Origin of the sequence: Nostoc sp., assembly GCF_036917555.1 — a bacterium.
Taxonomy (GTDB): domain Bacteria; phylum Cyanobacteriota; class Cyanobacteriia; order Cyanobacteriales; family Nostocaceae; genus Nostoc.
Genome location: NZ_JBALDD010000021.1, coordinates 1 through 19,298 on the forward strand (window position 1 = coordinate 1; position 19,298 = coordinate 19,298).

The 19,298-nt window shown below is 41.9% G+C and carries 18 protein-coding genes and 4 pseudogenes; 10 read left to right on the plus strand and 12 right to left on the minus strand.

Annotation, left to right across the window (positions count from 1 at the left end; translation table 11 throughout):
* Positions 1-98 precede the first annotated feature (98 nt).
* The 3 genes and pseudogenes from V7K60_RS07175 to V7K60_RS07185 all read left to right on the plus strand — a co-directional run bounded on the left by V7K60_RS07175 (position 99) and on the right by V7K60_RS07185 (position 2,099).
* Entirely contained in the window at positions 99-698 is a 600-nt protein-coding gene (locus V7K60_RS07175) for a transposase (protein ID WP_334924156.1), read from the plus strand.
* Between the two features lie 40 nt (positions 699-738).
* Positions 739-1,031, plus strand: a pseudogene (locus V7K60_RS07180) (IS701 family transposase); the annotation flags it as partial.
* A gap of 402 nt (positions 1,032-1,433) precedes the next feature.
* Entirely contained in the window at positions 1,434-2,099 is a 666-nt protein-coding gene (locus V7K60_RS07185) for a glutathione S-transferase family protein (RefSeq protein WP_334924158.1), read from the plus strand.
* A 143-nt stretch (positions 2,100-2,242) separates the two neighbouring features.
* Here V7K60_RS07185 and V7K60_RS07190 read toward each other — a convergent pair whose 3' ends face one another.
* From V7K60_RS07190 to V7K60_RS07200, 3 genes are read right to left on the minus strand one after another with little or no spacing between them, the layout of a single operon-like run.
* Positions 2,243-2,665 carry a hypothetical protein gene (locus tag V7K60_RS07190; protein ID WP_334924160.1) on the minus strand — a complete coding sequence of 141 codons (423 nt, stop codon included), beginning with the start codon at positions 2,663-2,665 and terminating at the stop codon, positions 2,243-2,245.
* A 31-nt stretch (positions 2,666-2,696) separates the two neighbouring features.
* Complete coding sequence (locus tag V7K60_RS07195) at positions 2,697-2,990, minus strand: hypothetical protein (protein ID WP_334924161.1); 294 nt, start codon at positions 2,988-2,990, stop codon at positions 2,697-2,699.
* 36 nt (positions 2,991-3,026) lie between these two features.
* Positions 3,027-3,194 carry a hypothetical protein gene (locus V7K60_RS07200; RefSeq protein WP_334924163.1) on the minus strand — a complete coding sequence of 56 codons (168 nt, stop codon included), beginning with the start codon at positions 3,192-3,194 and terminating at the stop codon, positions 3,027-3,029.
* 290 nt (positions 3,195-3,484) lie between these two features.
* On the opposite strand from V7K60_RS07200, the pseudogene V7K60_RS07205 reads away from it, so the two are divergent.
* Positions 3,485-3,589, plus strand: a pseudogene (locus tag V7K60_RS07205) (photosystem II protein D1); the annotation flags it as partial.
* A 930-nt stretch (positions 3,590-4,519) separates the two neighbouring features.
* Here V7K60_RS07205 and V7K60_RS07210 read toward each other — a convergent pair.
* The 4 genes and pseudogenes from V7K60_RS07210 to V7K60_RS07225 all read right to left on the minus strand — a co-directional run.
* Positions 4,520-5,416 (minus strand): alpha/beta fold hydrolase, encoded by an 897-nt coding sequence (locus V7K60_RS07210; protein ID WP_334924164.1) that lies wholly within the window; start codon positions 5,414-5,416, stop codon positions 4,520-4,522.
* 530 nt (positions 5,417-5,946) lie between these two features.
* Positions 5,947-6,969 carry a spore photoproduct lyase family protein gene (locus V7K60_RS07215; RefSeq protein WP_334924396.1) on the minus strand — a complete coding sequence of 341 codons (1,023 nt, stop codon included), beginning with the start codon at positions 6,967-6,969 and terminating at the stop codon, positions 5,947-5,949.
* A 103-nt stretch (positions 6,970-7,072) separates the two neighbouring features.
* A complete protein-coding gene (locus tag V7K60_RS07220) occupies positions 7,073-7,429 on the minus strand; it encodes a hypothetical protein (RefSeq protein WP_334924166.1) in 357 nt (118 codons plus the stop codon).
* Positions 7,430-7,598: 169 nt separating this feature from the next.
* Positions 7,599-7,773, minus strand: a pseudogene (locus tag V7K60_RS07225) (four helix bundle protein); the annotation flags it as partial.
* A 105-nt stretch (positions 7,774-7,878) separates the two neighbouring features.
* Here V7K60_RS07225 and V7K60_RS07230 point away from each other — a divergent pair.
* Entirely contained in the window at positions 7,879-8,433 is a 555-nt protein-coding gene (locus V7K60_RS07230; protein ID WP_334924168.1) for a hemerythrin HHE cation-binding protein, read from the plus strand.
* Positions 8,434-8,524: 91 nt separating this feature from the next.
* Here the strand turns inward: V7K60_RS07230 and V7K60_RS07235 are convergent, their stop codons facing one another.
* Both V7K60_RS07235 and V7K60_RS07240 read right to left on the minus strand, forming a co-directional pair.
* Positions 8,525-8,728, minus strand: a complete 204-nt coding sequence (locus V7K60_RS07235; RefSeq protein WP_334924170.1) for a hypothetical protein — start codon at positions 8,726-8,728, stop codon at positions 8,525-8,527.
* Positions 8,729-9,001: 273 nt separating this feature from the next.
* Complete coding sequence (locus tag V7K60_RS07240) at positions 9,002-9,130, minus strand: hypothetical protein (RefSeq protein ID WP_334924172.1); 129 nt, start codon at positions 9,128-9,130, stop codon at positions 9,002-9,004.
* A gap of 108 nt (positions 9,131-9,238) precedes the next feature.
* Between V7K60_RS07240 and V7K60_RS07245 the strand changes: the two genes are divergently transcribed.
* Both V7K60_RS07245 and V7K60_RS07250 read left to right on the plus strand, forming a co-directional pair.
* The gene (locus V7K60_RS07245; RefSeq protein ID WP_334924173.1) at positions 9,239-9,469 is read left to right on the plus strand and encodes a DNA adenine methylase; all 231 of its coding nucleotides are present in this window, start codon (positions 9,239-9,241) and stop codon (positions 9,467-9,469) included.
* A gap of 182 nt (positions 9,470-9,651) precedes the next feature.
* Positions 9,652-10,254: pseudogene (locus V7K60_RS07250) on the plus strand (IS4 family transposase); the annotation flags it as partial.
* A gap of 60 nt (positions 10,255-10,314) precedes the next feature.
* On the opposite strand, the gene V7K60_RS07255 reads toward V7K60_RS07250, so the two are convergent.
* The 3 genes from V7K60_RS07255 to V7K60_RS07265 form a co-directional block, all read right to left on the minus strand.
* On the minus strand, positions 10,315-10,953 hold the full coding sequence (locus V7K60_RS07255) for a PadR family transcriptional regulator (protein WP_334924174.1): 639 nt from the start codon (positions 10,951-10,953) through the stop codon (positions 10,315-10,317).
* A gap of 1,200 nt (positions 10,954-12,153) precedes the next feature.
* Complete coding sequence (gene tsaE, locus V7K60_RS07260) at positions 12,154-12,609, minus strand: tRNA (adenosine(37)-N6)-threonylcarbamoyltransferase complex ATPase subunit type 1 TsaE (protein WP_334924175.1); 456 nt, start codon at positions 12,607-12,609, stop codon at positions 12,154-12,156.
* 130 nt (positions 12,610-12,739) lie between these two features.
* Positions 12,740-14,128: a gluconeogenesis factor YvcK family protein gene (locus V7K60_RS07265; protein WP_334924178.1), complete on the minus strand. Its 1,389-nt coding sequence runs from the start codon at positions 14,126-14,128 to the stop codon at positions 12,740-12,742.
* Positions 14,129-14,302: 174 nt separating this feature from the next.
* Between V7K60_RS07265 and ruvC the strand changes: the two genes are divergently transcribed.
* The 3 genes from ruvC (at position 14,303) to V7K60_RS07280 (ending at position 19,122) form a co-directional block, all read left to right on the plus strand.
* Positions 14,303-14,794: a crossover junction endodeoxyribonuclease RuvC gene (ruvC, locus tag V7K60_RS07270; RefSeq protein ID WP_334924398.1), complete on the plus strand. Its 492-nt coding sequence runs from the start codon at positions 14,303-14,305 to the stop codon at positions 14,792-14,794.
* A 435-nt stretch (positions 14,795-15,229) separates the two neighbouring features.
* On the plus strand, positions 15,230-15,763 hold the full coding sequence (infC, locus tag V7K60_RS07275; protein ID WP_104908867.1) for a translation initiation factor IF-3: 534 nt from the start codon (positions 15,230-15,232) through the stop codon (positions 15,761-15,763).
* Positions 15,764-16,116: 353 nt separating this feature from the next.
* A complete protein-coding gene (locus V7K60_RS07280) occupies positions 16,117-19,122 on the plus strand; it encodes an MFS transporter (RefSeq protein WP_334924180.1) in 3,006 nt (1,001 codons plus the stop codon).
* Positions 19,123-19,298 lie beyond the last annotated feature (176 nt).

Consider the following 19,298-nt stretch of genomic DNA (forward strand, 5'->3'; position numbering starts at 1 on the left):
CGCTAGTAAAGTAATTTGGCGTTTTACTACTGAAGACGCTCGTGTCAAACTTAAACATCTTTATCCAATTTTTGAACCCGATCAAACAGGTGATTCTAATGCAATATTTTAGTCTTGCCATGCCACTAGATATGTTGGAATTATCTGCTGCTGCAGGAGAAATAGACCTAAAGTATCTAGATGAATCAGGGTTTTGTGCTTGGAGCGAACCAGGTTACACCTATTACTTCAGAGGTAAGCAAAAACATTTAGAACAAACCAAGCGTCGTGGTCGGAGATTAAGTATTATCGCGTTTCTTCAACCTTTAATCAGCTTTGTTTACAGTTTAGTTATTGGTGTTGGTCGTAAATCTTACATCAAAATGATGGAGTCGGAAGCGACTGAAGCTCAAAAGACTGGGCGGACTAGGGTAATTGTACAGGATAACGGACCGATACACCGATGTCTTGAAGTGCAAAAGCTATGGTCAAAGTGGGAAGACATGGGTTTGTACATCTTTTTCTTACCCGCATACTGCTCCCAGATGAATCCAATTGAATTGGAGTGGCAGCACCTTAAAAAAGACGAACTATGTGGGCAAATATTTGATGATCAGCTAGACCTGGCTTACGCCGTGATTGATGGCGTTAAAGCTAGGGGAGAAAAAGGCAACTACAGTATACAACGTATTAAATTTAACTCTAACAACTCTGGTTAATTTTTCGTTACATAGTTATAAATTTTCCTGCCCATTTACTTACACAATGATTAGTTTAAATTCCCCAGCCTTATTAGGCTTAAAGAAATCTCGTCAAATTGAACCTGAGTACAAGAAAATAGTTCTGTTGATTTTTCTGATCATCAACAATGGAACCATGAATCCGGATGGAAGAATACTTCAAATAATCTGCGTCTCATTGCCCAACCACTCTTACTGTTTTGGTTGATTTATCCCTGGATACATATTTTTCCTAATTCTAATTTATTACTGGGCTTCAATCAATTAATTAGTGCAATGAATCAATTTAAACCCTGTTATGCTTCTAGATAATTTCACTTAGTTACTACTTGCTTATTCCGGAGAGTGACAGAAGAGGGTTAAACTTATCACCGTGGATGCGAGGACGACCAGTACCACCATAAGGTAGAGGCGGTTGCCATGCCAGTCGAAAAGGTCGTTTTCGCTCATATGTAACAATGCTGTAAATAACTGTTACATTGCCACCAAGCGCCAGTGTTGGCAAGGCGGTCATGAGCGACCGCGGCCAACTGATGCCGGCAGCATCAGCCGCGCAAAATGTAACACTATTGATAATAATGTTACATCTGTCTTTTTGCGATAGTTCCGCCAGTGCTTTTAATGCCAGCTTTGACGCTGATATCTAGAGTTGCTGTTCTTGCCGGACAGAACACACACCCAAAGCAGAAAATTGGACTGAAAGGAGAAATCACCATGACCCTAACAATGACACCCACTATTACTGCCTTTGAACGGTCGCCTGATGGCGGCAAGGGACTGGCGCGTGACATGCGCGTTCGCTGGGCGCTCGAAGAAGTGGGCCAACCTTACAACGTTCGTCTTGTTTCGTTCAGTGAGATGAAGCAACCCGCGCACCGTGCGCTTCATCCTTTCGGGCAAATTCCAACCTATGAGTCAGGTGATCTCGCCCTGTTCGAGTCGGGGGCGATCGTGTTCCATATTGCAGAGCGCCATACAGGGCTGTTGCCAGACGATGCGAATAGTCGAGCGCGAGCGATCACATGGATGTTTGCCGCACTTAACACGATGGAGCCGCCAATCGTTGATCGGGAAATCGCCACGTACTTAGAGCGTGATCAGGCCTGGTACGAGCAGCGCCTGCGTGTCGTCGAAGGTCGCATCTGTAATCGGCTGGGAGAACTTTCCAATCACCTTGGAGATGCCAACTGGCTTGATGGCGCATTCAGCGCAGGTGACCTGATGATGGTGGAAGTGCTGCTCAGGTTGAAAGACTCGGGTATGCTGGACGACTATCCGAATCTCTCTACCTATGTCGCCCGTGGCGAAGCGCGGCCCGCCTTCAAGCGTGCTTTCGCCGCTCAATTAGCGGTTTTCACTGGCAAGCAACCGACTGGCTGACAATTGATTCGGTGTTGAACAATGAAATAAAATCCAGAGTAATAAAAGGGATGAAAAGCCGTTAAGCAGTATTTTTAGATACTTTCTTGGGCTTGGTAAAGGCTTTTTTAACAATGGGATAACGAGTTCATGGCGTTCTGGGTCTACCAGGAGTCCAACCAGGGGACTTTCCTCGCTTGCTTGGGGTTAGGTGCAGGTGTTCCAATCCGAGCCAAAACTGCGGCAAAGGCGTTAGCGACTCGACCAGGGGATAATTTCTGGCTTGAGTGTTGCCAAGGTAGAGGGCAGTCTTTGATACTATCTTTCGCCAACCATAACTGCCATGAAAGTAAAGGCATCAAATCACTCCAACGTTCTGACTGCTCAGGGGTGGAAAAATGAGGTAACGTCCAATGTAAACGCTGCTTGATAAAACGATACCAGTGGTCAACCGCGAAGCGACGCAGATACTGATGCCAGATCAAATCAATAGTTGGAGTTTGCTCTCCCACCAAGACTTGCCATAAAGGTTTGTAATTTTTCTGTTCACCAACATCTGTTGTGCGCTCAACTTGAATTACAGACATGGAGTGTTTAGCAGACTCTTGAAAATGAAGATTACACCACACACGTAAACAACTGCCCTAACTTTGGGTCATTGACTTCTATAGCTTGGTCTGGTGTCGGCCCTTCGGGTTCGCAGTCGCCTGCGGGAGGGAAACCCTCCTGCAATCTTCTAGAATCCAAGCTATCGTGCTGTAACCTTGCCCTAGTGTCACTGGTTTTGCTCCAGACATGGGTTGAGCTTGATGTTCGTAAGTACAGTCTTTTAATGTACGCGCACCTCTGTCTTGACCAAGCTGTATGATCTCCTGCTAATACCAGTTGTCCTGTTTGTGGCACAGTTGCCACAACTGCATCAATTTTTTGCGTGGTGGCTCTATGGCCTCATAAATGCTCGACCATTGTCGCCGAAAATACTGGTGATATTTGCAACTCTGTAAATGGGTAAACACTACGTGTGACTAACACTGCATCCATCAAGTCAAATAGCGTGTCTTTGCCGTTACCCAAGAGGCTGTACACTCCACCTCGGAAAAGTTTTACGCTTATCAAATATCATGGTCAATCTGTGTATTTTTCCCTAAATCTCAGCATTGACCAAAACGTGGTCAGTCCTGTTGAACTGACCACTTTTTTTCACCATTTAGTCTAAACTCCAGTTATACCAATTCACAATTTGCAATGGGGCTTCGCCCCGCAACGTTTATGCAATGACGCTCCTACGTTGCTAACGCTGCGAAGATCGCAATTGAAAAACGTAAGATGCAGCAAGACAATCCTTACTTACATCTGTTGCCTCATTTTAGAGAATTGGTGTTACAGATGAAACCGCGCCAACGCAGGGTATGGAAGTAATGCACGAGCGTAATGCTCACAACTTCCCTCTGGATTTGGCTGATGCTGATGGTGAAACTATGGCTCTTTCTGCTCCTGCTATCAATGGTTAATTCTAACCACGTCAAATGAAATCAAAGGCGCTCTCCTTGTGGGGGGCGCTTTGTAGTGTTCATGCTGACGGGGCGGTAGTGTACCCGCCTTTGTATGCGATCGCTCATTAAGTCCAAGTCTGCGTAAGTAGTCAAGAATGCTATTACAAATCTTAAATAAATTCCAGTTCATCTATAAAAACAAATTCACACTCAATTGGTGAGAGCCACGTATGACAAATTGTATTATTGTATACTTTAGATTGAATTATAATCCCTGGTTCAAGATACTTCCTACCCACAAAATCTGAATTTCTAAAATAAAAATTTCCACCTACTAACAGTTTAGCTGGCTTTAACCTCCCCTCTTTTTTACCTTGATAATATGCTTGTGAAAGTTTTTAATTGGTGGGATAATGACGTACATACTTCATTACTGATTACCAATTTTAAGGACTTAAACTTAATTTTAAACTTGAAGATAAGCTTGTTTTGTCTTGCTGTTTATGTTCGACTTATAATTTGATTTTTTGGATATAGAAATGCAAAGCTTCTTTGACATTAGTTTTTTGAGTTTTAGCGATTGCCATAACATGAGGAGCAATCTCTAAATCTTTAATCAGGTCAAAGTCCATGTTTTATATCCTAATTGTTAAATTCTATATCAGTTGATATTCATATATTTACAACAACTCTGCTGCACATTAACGCCCAATATTAATAAACAAGTCAATGTGTAGCAATTGTTTACACTACTTGCAAAAACGCCGTATACACTTTGTTCTTGCTCCTCCTGGCGTTTCCTTTCCCTGTCCTCCCATTGCCTCTGCCGATATTCCATTACCTTTTGCACGAAGATAACATCATCAGTATTCAGCCGATAATACCGAACCCGTTTCCTCGATTCCACAGATCGCCTTGACAGGGTAGACAAACCCATTTGTACAATGATTAAAAGTTTTGATGTTTCCGATACTGCAAAATATGTTTATATGTCATGTGTGGCTGTTCAATTTGGGGCGCATGACCGCAATTTTTCAGCTTAATTAGCCTAGAATTAGCAATATCTTGATGGAACTTTTCTGCATCTTCTAGTGGGAGTATATCATCAGCTTCTCCCCACAAAATCAGTGTGGGTTTGTCAACTTGAGAAATTGAATTCGCCAAGTCGCTATAACCACCACTTTTGACATAAGAAATCATCGCATCATACCAAAGTGGCATTTCTTGATGTAGCATTGCACACCCAATAGCTGAAAGGATTTTTGTATCTAAATTAGGTAAAATACTCCCGACATTAAATGCCAAAATGTGGCGTTGACGTAGGTATTCTACAGCCAAGAAGTCAAAAGGGGGAAACAAGTATTTGCTGAATGTTGGGGCACAAGTGTAACCCAAGCTATTAATCAATACTAACGATTTTACTACTTCAGGATAAGTGAGAGTAAAATCGATTGCGGTTGCACCACCCATTGATGCACCTATAAGTATGATAGGTTGATTAATTAAAGTTTTCCAAAATTCATAAAGATGAAGTTTAATAGTATTTGGACTGTATTGAATTTCTTTGAGTCTTTGTGTAAAGCCATTCCCTAATAAATCTACTGCCCATGTTTCATTTTGAGCAGCAAGTAATGGCAATAGATGACGGAACTCTAAAATAGAACTATCGAAGCCGTGCAGCAGTAAAATTGGCGTTCCTCCACAACCTTTATGAATGTAGGTTGTAAGAATTGGCTGTTGGCTGAGGCAAGTTGTCAAGGCAATTGTTTCAATACTTTTAACAAAAGCGATCGCTTCTGAGTCTTTTAGTTGGTTAACTTGTAATGGTAGAAAATTAGTCAACATTATGTTTAACTAGTAAATGCCTGATTGCAGCCTACACCGTCACTAACCAATCACAAACAACAGATTTACATCCGTCAGCAAAGTTAACTAAAACTTGCCACTGCCCTAAATATCCGTTCCATACTGGCTCACTATCGACCAGGTGTAACTTCAACTTCATAGCGACGAGACAATTCAGCCTTACGCTGCTGATATCGTTCAGTAGGTGTTTTCGCTCGTTTGTGACAGTAGATTTGTAGAAAGTCAGGGTCAGTTGGGTGTAAATAAAAAGCACAAAACTTCCAAAATACACCAAATTTATGGAAAATACGAATCCCTTGCTCACAGATTTAGCAATTATCTGGCAAAAAAGCAGCACCAAAGATGTTTTAAGTAAATCGGTAGAGCGATTGAGCTAACTCTCATCAGTTTGATCGATGTCCCAGAGTGTTTAAAGAAAGTGAAAACGATTGCATTTATTGATATATTATGCGATCCCTCTGTTATCCAATAATTAATTTGCTCAAACTGTATTTAAGCAAAGTAGCCTGTTAAGTCCAATAAAGAATTTCCGCATTTGAAAAGCGCCTACTAATCTCCGTCACAAAAAAGCAACGCAGCGCCTTCATTGTGTCCTTGTCGTAAACGTACTTAGTTCCGCCAAACTTATTACGCTTGACACTGCGTTTTGCCTCATCCATCTCTAATTTTGATTGCGGATACCAAGTTTGTAAAACTTCTTTTGACCCTGGTGTGAACCGATGCGAGATTAGTTCAAAAGTAAGGTTACACTCAAAATCCAGTGCCTCGTTTATCTGGTCAAACAAAGAACTATAGTGCATCTGCCAATCGTCTATCGGCATAATTGGCGCAATAACTAAGCCTACTGGATAACCACCACCGCCACGCTCTAATGGTAGCGCTAACCGTCGCAATGCATTCAGTCTGGATGTTACGGATGCTGTGCCACCTTCAAACCTGCCAGAAATCGGTGCTGCATTAACACTCATCCGACAACGGGTATGCCCATTGTGTGGTAAGTCGAGTAACCCATCCACAGCATCAAATTTCGATACCCAACGTAAATGTGCATTACTACGAGTGCCGAAGTAACGGATACATTCAGCCAGGCTTCCAGTTAGATGCTCAATACCCAATGGATCTGTGTAACAGCTAACTTCAAAACTCGTGTTTTTACCTTGTTGCTCGTAGTTACCTAAGTTATCTAATATCTGCGGTAAGTTAGCAAAAACGCGGATGACAGGTGGTCCCGACAAGCTACCAGCTAAGTAGCAGTATTGACAATGAGCCGGACAACCTTCAGCAATGTGAAACTGCCAATCCGCAGAAGGTGGAATGGGACTCAGTTTAAAAGAACTGGGTGGTGCAGTAACCACTGCTAAAGTACGCTTGGCGATGTTGTAAGTATCCCGCTCTGACTCACCGCGCAGTCCCTTGAGACGATTCTGTGATAATTCTTCGATTGGTAAGTTGAGTGACTGTAGACGTGTAAGAATCTGCTGCCCCCAAACCTCATTTAAGGCAGCAGGTGTAAACAGTACCCGTTCAGGTATCCACAATCTTGGCGATCTTATTTGTGTATCTGATACTGAAACCTGGTCTGTAATTGTATTCAGCAATATCTTTCTCCGTTATTTAGTTTGCTGATTTGTGCAATTAATTTTCAAGGACTTGCTTAATTCGTCGCTCTAACAAGTCAAGATCCAAACTACCTTCATCACGGTTAATTCTACGCACAGTCGAATTAACATTACCTAAATTTATCAATAAATCTTGAAGAATTTCTTGCTGCTGACGTGCTTGGGTAACTTCACGTGGCTCCTGTACTAAATCACGCACAATGGTATCTTCAGCACGAGAGGCGATAATTGGATCGCTTTGCCCTTGAATGTGAACAAAGGTTCGTCGCCCAGGACCTCGTTCTTCTTCTATTGGGATAACTGCTGTAACTTGGTCAGAACGGACATATTTTCCAAATCCTAAATGGACTAGCTCTGATGAAAGTATTTTCATATAATATAGGAATCCTAATTTTTAAATCTTACTTATATTATAAAATCTCCAAAAGCGACTTAAAACCATAGACCATACGGGTTATACCCAATTAAAAGTAGTAGTTATATTTGCTTACACCAATTCTATGTGAGGCTGCTCCCGAACATTAGGTATACCTCCTAACTTCGTCTAAATAACTACATTTGACAGCAAATTTCAGCCAAGTCTGAGTTTCTGCTGCAACAGAAGCTTCTGAATAATTCAATTTTGCAATAAAAGCAGCTTCATAACCACGTTTTCTCCATGCAACTGCTGCGATTTGCACAAACACAACCAGATGAACGACAAATTTGATCAGTCAAAATCTTTCTGAGGAGGGACAGACTTACTCAAACCTTACGAGAATATGGAAATAGTGAGGAGAGCTTGTCATAACCGATAAAACCTGTAGTCTGGAGTTAATAATCATGGCCGATGTGACAAATATAGCGACTAAGCTTGCTGATCTAAAGCTTTTTCAAAATGTTCTATTGGAAACTGAGCAAAAATTAATAGCACAGACGGACGACAATACGATTTGCGAGCGGCTCGAAGGAATGATAAACAGCGATCGCTTAAATCTCGGCGTTATTGAAGCAGCTATTTCTAGATACGGCAACGCAGCAGAACCTCGCGACATTACTCAACAACATGCCCAGAAGGTAAGCCAAATGATGAGCGGTTCCGAGTTAACTCTGTATGACAAGTACTTACAGCTTGAGTTGCTAAAGCATCAACAGACAATGACCGGGCTGGTTCTACATAAGGTTGCCCAGTCCTTGAATGATGACCTTCAAGATTTGATGGAACCGCTCAACCGAGTTAATTTTGAAAATCGTGCTCACCAAGAGATTCTTAAAGGCGTTCTTTACTTCGTTGGAACGCGAGAGATAGCTGGTAAGGAACCTGACATGGGTCTGTGGGCTAGCATTGAACAGGGAATTGCAGCCCTTAAGGGTGCTGTAAGCAGCGCGGTAAGCTAGTAGCAATGAGTGGCAGAGGGCGCGTCATTTATGGGAGCGTGATAGATTCATCTGATTTATGCTACATTGAAGCATACTTTTCAAGAGTGGGCTACGTCACAGGGGTAAGTTTGTCCGAGATAGTCACATTCAGATGATTTTTGATAACGTGCCGATGCGTTACAGCCACAGCCAGTACCTTAAACTCCACCATCCGCTCATCAGACGGGAGCAACTGAACGTCTGGCGTCAGAAACTGCAACAGATTGAGATTTTCAAGTAATAACACAGCAGGTAACAGTAATTGTCTTGCCAACCAGTACGGTGTGAACTTCGGTGAAACCAAGTAGTATTTGTAACCTAATAAAGAAAGTGGTTAATAGTAAGCCCCACTTTCTGAGCTGATCCATTCGACCCAATCAGGCGCATCTGCTACCAGTTGAGCAAATCTGTCTGGGCTGACCTCATCAAACTTCAGCATTACCCCACAACGCTCATCACTCGTGAACGTACTTAGTAATTCTTTAACCTGGTCAACCCCAAACTCAAACTGCTCAATTGCTAACTAAGCATAATATTTAACCCGTTTCTACCAAGAATCACTGAGTTTTGCATCTGTGTCCATACCCAAGCGATTATTACTTCCATCTTCATTAATGGGGGGTGTGGACGGCGGATTAATTCCATATTTAGACTGGATTCTAGCCGCATAAGCCATGCTTACCTTCAGTTACGCCGATTACTTCACCAACCTTTGTCGCTAGCTCAAGTTCTTAGCTGTTTTAACTCTTATAGTAGACTTATCTAGATATTTGCTCTCTTCAAAATGGCTAGTCTTCCACATCCAATTCAGTATCAAGGTAGTAAGAGAAACCTTGCTGCAAATATTCTTGGGTTTGTGCCTAGTAGAGTAGGACGGCTGGTAGAACCATTTGCAGGAACCGCAGCAATACTGATTGCTGCCTCTTTTAAAGGTATTACTCAAGAATTTTGGATCAATGATTTGAATAAACCGCTGGTTAAACTACTAGAGTTAATTTATAGAGAAACCAGGTGAGATAGCAGATCAATATACAAAGATATGGAATGACCAGCATGAGGATTCCATATCTCACTATTTGCAAGTTAGAAAAGAGTTCAATAGAACGAATGAGCCAAAACTATTTTTGTACTTACTAGCTCGATGTCTAAAAGGCGCTGTTCGATATAACTCTAATGGACTGTTCAATCAAAGTCCTGCCTGACCCCCATCGCCGTTGCCGTCGTAAATACGGTGAGAAGCTAGACTGGCGTAATATTTCTGCAGAATATTTACGCCACAGTAGTTGCGACGAAGATATCCGTACTGATATTTATCAAGCCACTCTACTCCATAAGGAGTTCGCCCAGCCTTTGAATGTAGTTATTTTAGTGATAACTCATCTCAAGACGAATGCTTGCAGCCATGTCATTCTTTTTTCTAGTGACCTATATTTGTCCGACGACAAAATAATTGATTACTACAAACTGCACTTCCAAATTGAGTTCAATTTTCGTGATGCCAAACAGTTTTGGGGATTGGAGGATTTCATGAACACCAGTCAAACCTCTGTCACCAATGCTGCCAATCTTTCATTTTTTATGGTTAATTTATCCCTTTATCTTCTGGCTCAGTTTCGTCTCTGTAATCCTGGCTCTGGCATTGTTGACTTGAAAGCTTACTATCATGGGTTTCGGTATGTTTGTGAAATGTTAAAAATGCTTCCACAAAAACCTGAGCCTATTTTATTAGCCCAGATTTTTGTCAAGCTTTCTTCTCTCAGTCGTATTCACAATGTTTCTTGTACCGTTCCAGCCTCGTAAATTGGCAAAGGTATTGGTGTTTAGAAAATAAGGACTAAAGTCCTTACTACCAGCCTCTACTTATTTTTCAGCCAGAATCGCGTAAATTTCTCGTTTAACTTGCTCTAAAAGCTCCCGCACCCGATTTATCCGCTCCATATTGCCACTACGAGCAACCTGCACCACTGCAGCAGCTAACTCTGTGGCGGCATTCCGTAACTCAATAAACTCTTGGGGCTTACCTGTAACAAAACTTTTGAAGGTATCCCAAGGAGTGTCTGAAGGTTCTTGTTGGGCACGTTCTGCCAATAATTGTTTACCCTCATCCGTAATCGTATAAATCCGCTTGCCCCCTTCCTGTGCGCTCTTGAGATAACCACCTTCTTCTAGCAATTGGAGTGTTGGATACACTGAGCCAGGACTGAGGCGACGGAAACCACCATAGCGAGTTTCCATCTCTTTAATCAGGTCGTAACCATGACTAGGATGCTCGGATAACAATTCCAGCAAAATGAACTTGATGTCACCCCGACGAGTCCGATATTCATCTCCCCAACCACGACCAAACATTTCATTGCCAAAGTGTTTCTCATGATGTCTACCATGATGCTTGTCATGATGTTTGCCATGTCCAAACCAAGACTTGACAAGCAATGAATCCTCTTCGCTAACTCCTGCCCATGCAGGTGCGCCAAAACGTGACCGAAAATGTCTAAACATAAGTGAATCTCAAATCAACTTTCTCTAATATACGATATATCGGAATATATCGCGATATATCGGAATCGAATTTTGATGAAGATTTGTAACGAAAGCAACTTTGACTAGCTAAGAGTCTACTTAATACTTCTGGCTTTGTACATTTTTAATTCGGAATCGGGTTTTGGGAAAAGGGTACCGGGTTTGGGTTAAAGGTTTTCCCCTTCCCCTTTTCCCCAAAACCTGAGAAGTATTGAGAGTCTACCCATTGCAAAAATGCTTAATCTACGACGTTTAATCGTAGATTAAGCATTTTTGCTCAACTCTGAAGTAATAGGTGTAGCAAAGAGTTCAGTCCACAGACAAAACCCTGTATTTTTACATGGTTTGGTTTTTTCGTGCCAACCTACTTACTACATCTTGTATTTCTAGATAAAATATGTAGAAATACGAGATGTTTTAGTTAATATTTTCTTGAGATTGGTGCTAATTACAGATGTGAATATAATAATTTATTGCTAATTAAAATTATTAAAACTAATTTTGTAAATTTATAAAATAGTTTATTTTTTTGTATAGATTGTGAACTTAATTGGGGAACACTAAGTGTAAGAAAAGTTAAAATTATACAGAAAGTGATGATTACTTAACTTTTTTTACTAACATTCGCTGCTAAATAATCTAGATTCCTTCTTTGAACCACAGTAGGGAACTAATCGGGTTAAATCGAAGCTGACTAAGTTCTCTCAAAACTCTCATTGAACCCAACAACAGTTTATTTACACTTGCTTGATTCGTATACCAACCATCTAAATCAGTTTTTAACTGCTTATTACAGCAATAAAACTAGTAGATGCTTATATCCCATTTAGTTAAGAATCACTTTAGGTTCAATACTATTCGGATAATATAAACCCGCCTGGATTCAAGGGAGTGAAGGAAAAAATAGTCTCCCTTTTAAAGAAAGCCAGTGTGTTGCCAACTTTCCTAAATTTATAGGGACGGGTGTCAGCAAAGCTGACCACCAGTTTTCTATTGAAGAAAAGCTGATTAAATATTTTTGTTTTGGTTGAGATAACAATGTTAGTAACTGACAGTGGCGAACGTGGTAGTGGCAGATAGGACGAGTGTAAAGTTCTCTCTCGATTGATTATTTGCAGGAATTTTTGAGTGTTGCAGTCAAAAAAGTGAAATCCCTCGTACTTTAGTCGGGAGATGAGCTTAAATTGTGGCAATGACTTTGCTAATGGCACAATTGAATGGTGTGAGTTCGACTTGACGAGTGCCTTCATGTCCATAAGTCAAACTCACGCTCAGATAACTATCTGGCTTGTAGGGCAATCGTTCCGCCCATTCAACTGCCACTATTCCTGGTATGACTTCAACACCTTCCCAGTAACTTTCTAAATTTAAGGTTGCAACTTCTTGCGGTTCTAAGCGATATAAATCCAGATGGTAAAGGGGAAAGCGCCCTTCCGTGTACTCATTAATCAGCGTGAAAGTGGGACTGACAATGGGTTCAGTAATTCCTAAACCTTTACCAATGCCTTGAACTAAAGTAGTTTTACCAGCGCCTAAATCACCTTCTAGTAAAATTACACTGCCAGGTATCAGGGATTCACCAAGAGTAATACCTAAGCGCAGCGTCGCTTCTGTATCTGCAAGAAAAATTTTCATGATTGAGGTATTGGGCATTACTGATTAGTCTAAAAAAATGACAAATGACAAATTTTCACCTTCCTTAATTTTGAATTTTGTTAGCGCAGTGTTAGCGAGTCCGTGTTCGCGCAGCGTCTCGTAGAGAGCGTCATTTTGAATTTTGAATTCCCCGAAGGGACTGACCTCTACCGTACCACCGCAATAATACTTGTGCTAGTTTCTGCGGATTGTGACGTACAAAACCTGTTTCGTCTTCATACAAAACATTAGCTGGAACAATCCGTCGCCCTAGTTGAGTTACAGCTTCTCTATCAAGGAAAACAGGATGGGAGTTTTGTTGGGCGTAGCGGATAAGTGATTGCTCCGAAGGGGATTTTTTATGTATTAATACAGCATCAAATAGCCGTCTTTGTCCACAAGCAGCATCGATTGCTCTGATGTGATCGGCAACAGTGTAGCCTTCAGTTTCTCCTGGTTGAGTCATTATATTGCAGATATAAATACGAGGGGCATCTGTTTGAGCGATCGCATCGGCAATTTCTGGTACTAATAAATTAGGAATTAGGCTTGTATAAAGGCTACCTGGGCCAATAATGATATAATCAGCTTCTTTAATTGCCTTAATAGCTGCTGGTACTGCCGGAGGATTAGCCGGAATGCAGCCAATTTTGACAATTTTACCGCCAGCTTTGGGAATACTAGACTCCCCCTCAATCCGACGACCATCAGCTAATTCTGCCCAGAGGCGAACATCACTGAGAGTTGCTGGTAGTACTTGTCCTCGCACCGCTAGAACTTTAGAACTGGCTGCCACTGCTTGTTCTAAATCTCCAGTAATATCACTCATTGCGGTTAAAAACAAATTGCCAAAACTGTGACCAGTTAACCCATCTCCAGCCCGAAAACGGTATTGGAACAATTCTGTTAATAACTTTTCTTCATCTGCTAGTGCAGCCAAACAATTGCGAATATCCCCTGGTGGTAGCACTCCAAATTCTTGACGCAAACGCCCAGAAGATCCACCATCATCGGCGACAGTGACAATTGCAGTAATATTAGCGCTGTAGGTTTTCAGTCCCCTCAACAACGTAGAAAGTCCTGTACCACCACCAATTACCACTATTTTTGGGCCTCGGTACAATCGACGATGAGCCAGCAAGACATCAATGAGTTCCTCTCCGCCTTCTGCTCTTAGTACCTTAGTAATTGAGCCTACCGTGCGAGTTTGCCCCCAAAGCACTAACAGCAAGCCGCCAAGTATCACCAAAGGCCCACTGATATAGTTCGGTAAGAGGTTGGTGATGACTCCCAAGAAACCTCTAACCAACTCAATCATCCAAAAAATTGGGGTCAGCTTAATCCAAATGGCTAACCCCAAACTTGCCAGCAGTACACCCCCAACACTAATCAACAACCAACGTTTTACCGATAGTCCAGGGGATAACCATTTGAACCACTGGTTGACCCGATAAGAAGTACGAGAGCGCGACTGCTTTTGCAGGGCGTTGAGGGCTTGTCTGAGAAAACCAATTGACATACCTGATTTGGAGCAGTGCTACAAACAATAATTAACAGAAAATTTACACCGCTTGGTTTAAAACACCAGGCGTGAAACTATTATATTTATCAATCCTATTAGACTAAGAGCAAGTCGTGAAGATTGCCAGTATTTCTAGTTAAACAATATCCTGGCTTGGTAAAAGTGAATTTAATGGAAAAACGAATTTTAGGATTAGATCCAGGACTGGCAATTTTAGGATTTGGGGCAATTAGCTGCACACAAAATCTCAAAAAGGTGCAAGAGACTACAGTAAATATGCTGGATTTTGGAGTAATTAAAACGTCAGCAGATGTAGAAATGGGACAGCGCTTATGTACCTTATTTGATGATTTACACACCCTGATGGAAGAATTTCAACCAGATTTAGTGGCGATCGAGAAACTATTCTTCTATCGTATGTCAAGTACTATCCTGGTTGCACAGGCGCGGGGTATAGTCATTTTAGTGTTGGGCCAGCGTCGTCTTCCTTATGTAGAGTTTACTCCGGCTCAAATTAAACAAGCTTTAACAGGCTATGGCAATGCTGATAAGTCAGAAGTGCAAGAAGCGGTGGCGCGGGAGTTGGATTTAGATGAAATTCCTAAGCCGGATGATGCTGCAGATGCTTTGGCGGTGGCTTTAACGGCTTCTTATCAGCTGTAGGTGTGTAAAAAGAGAATAAAGTACAAAAATAGTTCATCAAAAATTTTGGTTTAGGGACATAATGCTTTTTCTAAAAGCCCACGAGCCATCACCGATACTGGACTCTCTTTTAGAAAACGCTCAAGGGCTAGTCCTGATGATGTTGCTCAATGCGATCAGCTACGGTGGGCGGTAACGCCATCGCAAAAAGTCTTGCTAAATAATTGTAATAATATTTAATATGAGTCTAGGTTGTCTAATTTAGATTAATTATTGCAGAGAAATTCTCTCAGACTGAGTAAAATGACAAATACAACGAGGCAACTATTTTATAGATTAGTTACCCTAGAACTGGAGACTATGTTTTCAGTCCTGAGTTACTTCTGTATTTTGCCTCTGAGGCATACCAATTTAGACCACACCAAATCCTTCATTTAAGAGCTCCCACTAATCATAATGGCTGTGATTGAGAAGAAAAGAACTCGCGATCTGCCCCAAATTAACGAACGAATTCGCTTCCCGAAAATTCGGGTAATTGACACTGACGGTGCCCAACTGGGAATTATGCCCCCACAGGAAGCACTACAACTAGCAGAAGAAAAAGAGCTAGATTTGGTGCTAATCAGCGATAAAGCTGACCCGCCGGTTTGTCGGATTATGGACTACGGGAAATACAAGTTTGAACAGGAAAAAAAAGCGCGGGAAGCCCGGAAAAAGCAGCACACGGCTGATGTCAAAGAAGTTAAGATGCGCTACAAAATAGAAGAACATGACTACAATGTGCGTGTTAAGCAAGCAGAGCGCTTTTTGAAAGATGGTGATAAAGTCAAAGCGACTGTGATGTTCCGGGGTCGAGAAATTCAACACAGCGACCTAGCAGAAGATTTGCTCAAGCGAATGGCAACGGATTTGGAGCCTTTTGGTGAGCTTCAACAAGCGCCTAAAAAAGAAGGACGAAACATGATGATGCTCATCTCGCCTAAAAAATAATTCTCTAACTGTTTAATAGACCAAGTTTGAAAATCCCCTGGCTATAAGTCAGGGGATTTTTTCCTTTTTTAATTGAATACAATATGGGCTTTGGATGCATATCTGTGCGCCCAAAGCTCTAAGGTCGTTTAAATTTATCTAAAATCGATAGTCCTGAAGGCTGAATGGGAAACATAGTACTCAGTTGCTCAGGACTTTTGCTATTTCCAGGGGATGAGAAAACAGAGGGGCAGGGGAGAAATAACTAATGCCTAATACTTCGGCTTCTCTACGAGACGCTACGCGAACGCTCAGTACAAGTGCCCAATGCCCAATGCTTAATGCGCGGTGATACTACCAGAAAATAAAACTGCATGGAACTGAAAAATCACTGGTTGGCTGCAAATAAAGTTGCTTTACCACGACTACTACAGTGGGTGAATCTCCGACCAGAGGAGAGCGAACGAACCCAGATAATGTTTCTTTTTTACACAATTATATGTGTAGGATTGCGGTGGGCAGAAGACAGTACGGTGGCGCTATTTTTGGATGAATATGGGACTCATCTACTGCCGTGGATGTATATTGCTAGTGCGGCAATGAGTGCCGGACTGGTTTTTTTATACTCTTGGCTGCAAAAGATTTTTCCCTTACGTCGGGTAATTGTGGCGATCGCACCTTGCATGTTGATGCCATTAGTTTTATTAGTTGTATTACGTTGGGGATATCATTTTTCCTACCTGGCAGTTATTTCGGCATTTCTGCTGCGGCTGTGGGTAGATGCACTTTATGTGGTCAATGACCTTAACACCTCCATTGTCGCCAACCAAATATTTAATATTCGGGAGATTAAACGGACTTACCCACTGGTGAGTAGTGGGCTTTTAGTAGCAGATGTGATCAGTGGTTTTAGTTTACCTTGGTTAGTGCAATACACCACGCTGAATAAGATCATCCTCATCGCCTGTATAGTGATTTTATTAGGATCGGGGATTCTATTTTATTTAACTCATCATTATCGAGCAGCTTTTCCTGAAACCCCACAAAGACTAGTTCCTGAACAACAAGCTTCACGAGAGCGTTTCATTAAAAGTCCGCTGAAGCGTTACGTCTGCCAGTTATTTGCTTTTGTGGGTTTGTTGCAAGTCATTGGCTTGTTAATAGATTTTCAGTATCTGCGCGAACTCCAATCCAATTTGAGCGACCGAGAACTTGCGAGCTTTTTGGGTCTTTTTGGTGGGATGTTGGGACTGTGTGAGTTGTTGTTGCAGTGGTTTATTTCCAGCCGACTCATTGAACGAATGGGGGTATTTTTTACTGCCACACTTTTACCAATCACCGTCGGCTTTTCACTCCCAGGAGTGCTGGTATTGCTGCATTTAATTCCAGCCATGCAATCGCAAAGCTTTTTCTGGGGTTTGATAATTGTCAAATTCTGCGATGAACTTCTGCGCTACACCTTTGTCATGAGTAGCGGCCCCATTCTGTACCAACCGATTCCAGAGGCAATTCGCAGCCGGATGCAGACTTTATCTGGCGGAACTGCCGAAGCGATCGCTACAGGTTTGACAGGAGCGCTAATTTTTGTGACTATCTTGTTTTGTGGGCGGTTTGTACCCGAACCACTACAAAAATGGGTGTTGGTAGCAGAAACAATGCTGATAACTGGCACTTGTTTAACAGTAGTTTGGGAATTGCGATCGCGCTATGTGGAACTGTTAGTCTTGAGTGTGGCACGGGGTCACTTGAGCGCAACCAATGTCGGCTTACGATTTTTTAAACAGGGAGTAGTCAAAGCTTTAGCAGAAAAAGGCAGTGAGGCTGATAAACGCTCTTGTATTGAACTTTTAGCCCAAATTGATTCCCAAGGAGCTGCGGAAGTTTTAGCACCGCTACTAATGAAGTTAACCCCAGATTTGCAGCGCCAAAGTTTGGAAGTAATGCTGATGGGAGGTGTAAATCCGGTTTATTTAGCCGCCATCCGGCCTTTGTTAGAAGAATCCCAAGAAACTAACCCCGAAGTTTTTGCTTTAGCGCTGCGCTACGTTTGGCTGGCTGAACCAAATCCTAATTTAAGCCTCTTAGAAGGATATTTACACCCCCGCCAAAACTCACTCATCCGCGCTACCGCCGCCGCTTTAGTCTTACGCCAGGGAACGCCCATGCAAAAGGTAGCAGCTACCCAAACCATGCGCCGGATGCTGACTCATAAGCAAGAACGGGAACGGGTGAATGGAGTTAGAGCGCTTAGAGAAGCAGTTTATTTACAGGCATTACGGATTCACATCCCGAATTTATTACAAGATGAGTCGTTACGGGTGCGCTGTGCCGTATTAGAAATGATTGCAGCCACCCATTTAGAAGAGTACTATTCGGCACTGATTGCAGCACTTTATTACAAATCAACCCGCAGTACAGCTATGTCAGCCCTAGTGCGGCTAGAAAATGAAGCTTTAGAAATGCTGTTGCGGTTGGCTATCAATATTTACAAACCAGAAGTAGTGCGGATGTATGCTTGGCGCACCATTGCTCAAGTCGGAACCCAGCAAGCATTGGAGATTTTATGGGAAAACTTGGAAACATCCTGGGGTACTACTAGGGATCATATTCTTCGCAGCTTACTAAAAATACACAAACAACCAGGACTTAAAGGTTTAGTAGATCGATTTTATGAAAGTCGGGTAGAAAATTTAATTAAGCAAGAATTAAAGTTTTTAGGTGAAATTTACGCCGCATACATTGACTTCCAAACATTAGACCAAAAAGAAAATCATCAATTCAATCAGAGGATTGTGATTGTCTCGGAATTACTGCAACGCGCCCTTATAGAATTAGAATTGGATGTGAAAGAGCGGCTGCTACTATTACTGAAACTGCTTTACTCGCCAGAAAAGATGCAGGCAGCATCCTTCAATCTGCGATCGCTCTCAGTGGTAAACTTAGCGCGGGGGTTAGAAATCTTAGAGCATACCGTAACTTTGTCTTCAAAGTCTTTATTACTGAATATTTTAGATAACCGACCACAGGCAGAAAAATTACAATATCTTGTCGAAGCCAAGCTCGTAGAATATGAGAACATGGTAGTTAGCGATCGCCTCCACAGATTGCTGATGTTAGGTAATTTCCTTTCTGACTGGTGTCTAGCTTGCTGTTTTCATTATGCTCAAGTGACTCGCATCCGACTGACCAGTTCTGAGATTTTAATGAGTTTGCGTCATCCAACCGGCTTTGTCAGAGAAGCTGCGATCGCATACTTAAATATGGTTTCATATCGGGTTCTCCTGCAAATCCTCCCCCAGTTACAAAAAGATCCACATCCTTTGGTGTCCGCTCAAGTTAAAGAGTTACTCGAAAAATACCAATTCAAAAATTGCAATTAAAAAAACCTCCGCTCGAATAATTTTGTGATTTCCAGTACTGCTAAAGGATTTCAAATAAAAAACATCGAATCGCTGTGCAAGCTATTCTGAAGCAGAGGGAGCAGAATTAATAACTAATGACAAATGACAAATGACTATTTGTTAACCTGTAAACTGAAGTAAAAATTCAAAGAATA

Coding starts and splice junctions, on each gene's coding strand:
- V7K60_RS07175 (WP_334924156.1), top strand. CDS start 99: ATGCAATATTTTAGTCTTGCCATGCCACTAGATATGTTGGAATTATCT.
- infC (WP_104908867.1), top strand. CDS start 15,230: ATGGCTGTGATTGAGAAGAAAAGAACTCGCGATCTGCCCCAAATTAAC.
- V7K60_RS07220 (WP_334924166.1), bottom strand. CDS start 7,429: ATGAAAATACTTTCATCAGAGCTAGTCCATTTAGGATTTGGAAAATAT.
- V7K60_RS07240 (WP_334924172.1), bottom strand. CDS start 9,130: ATGGCTTATGCGGCTAGAATCCAGTCTAAATATGGAATTAATCCGCCG.
- ruvC (WP_334924398.1), top strand. CDS start 14,303: ATGGAAAAACGAATTTTAGGATTAGATCCAGGACTGGCAATTTTAGGA.
- V7K60_RS07185 (WP_334924158.1), top strand. CDS start 1,434: ATGACCCTAACAATGACACCCACTATTACTGCCTTTGAACGGTCGCCT.
- V7K60_RS07245 (WP_334924173.1), top strand. CDS start 9,239: ATGGCTAGTCTTCCACATCCAATTCAGTATCAAGGTAGTAAGAGAAAC.
- tsaE (WP_334924175.1), bottom strand. CDS start 12,609: ATGAAAATTTTTCTTGCAGATACAGAAGCGACGCTGCGCTTAGGTATT.
- V7K60_RS07210 (WP_334924164.1), bottom strand. CDS start 5,416: ATGTTGACTAATTTTCTACCATTACAAGTTAACCAACTAAAAGACTCA.
- V7K60_RS07230 (WP_334924168.1), top strand. CDS start 7,879: ATGGCCGATGTGACAAATATAGCGACTAAGCTTGCTGATCTAAAGCTT.
- V7K60_RS07265 (WP_334924178.1), bottom strand. CDS start 14,128: ATGTCAATTGGTTTTCTCAGACAAGCCCTCAACGCCCTGCAAAAGCAG.
- V7K60_RS07280 (WP_334924180.1), top strand. CDS start 16,117: ATGGAACTGAAAAATCACTGGTTGGCTGCAAATAAAGTTGCTTTACCA.
- V7K60_RS07190 (WP_334924160.1), bottom strand. CDS start 2,665: ATGTCTGTAATTCAAGTTGAGCGCACAACAGATGTTGGTGAACAGAAA.
- V7K60_RS07255 (WP_334924174.1), bottom strand. CDS start 10,953: ATGTTTAGACATTTTCGGTCACGTTTTGGCGCACCTGCATGGGCAGGA.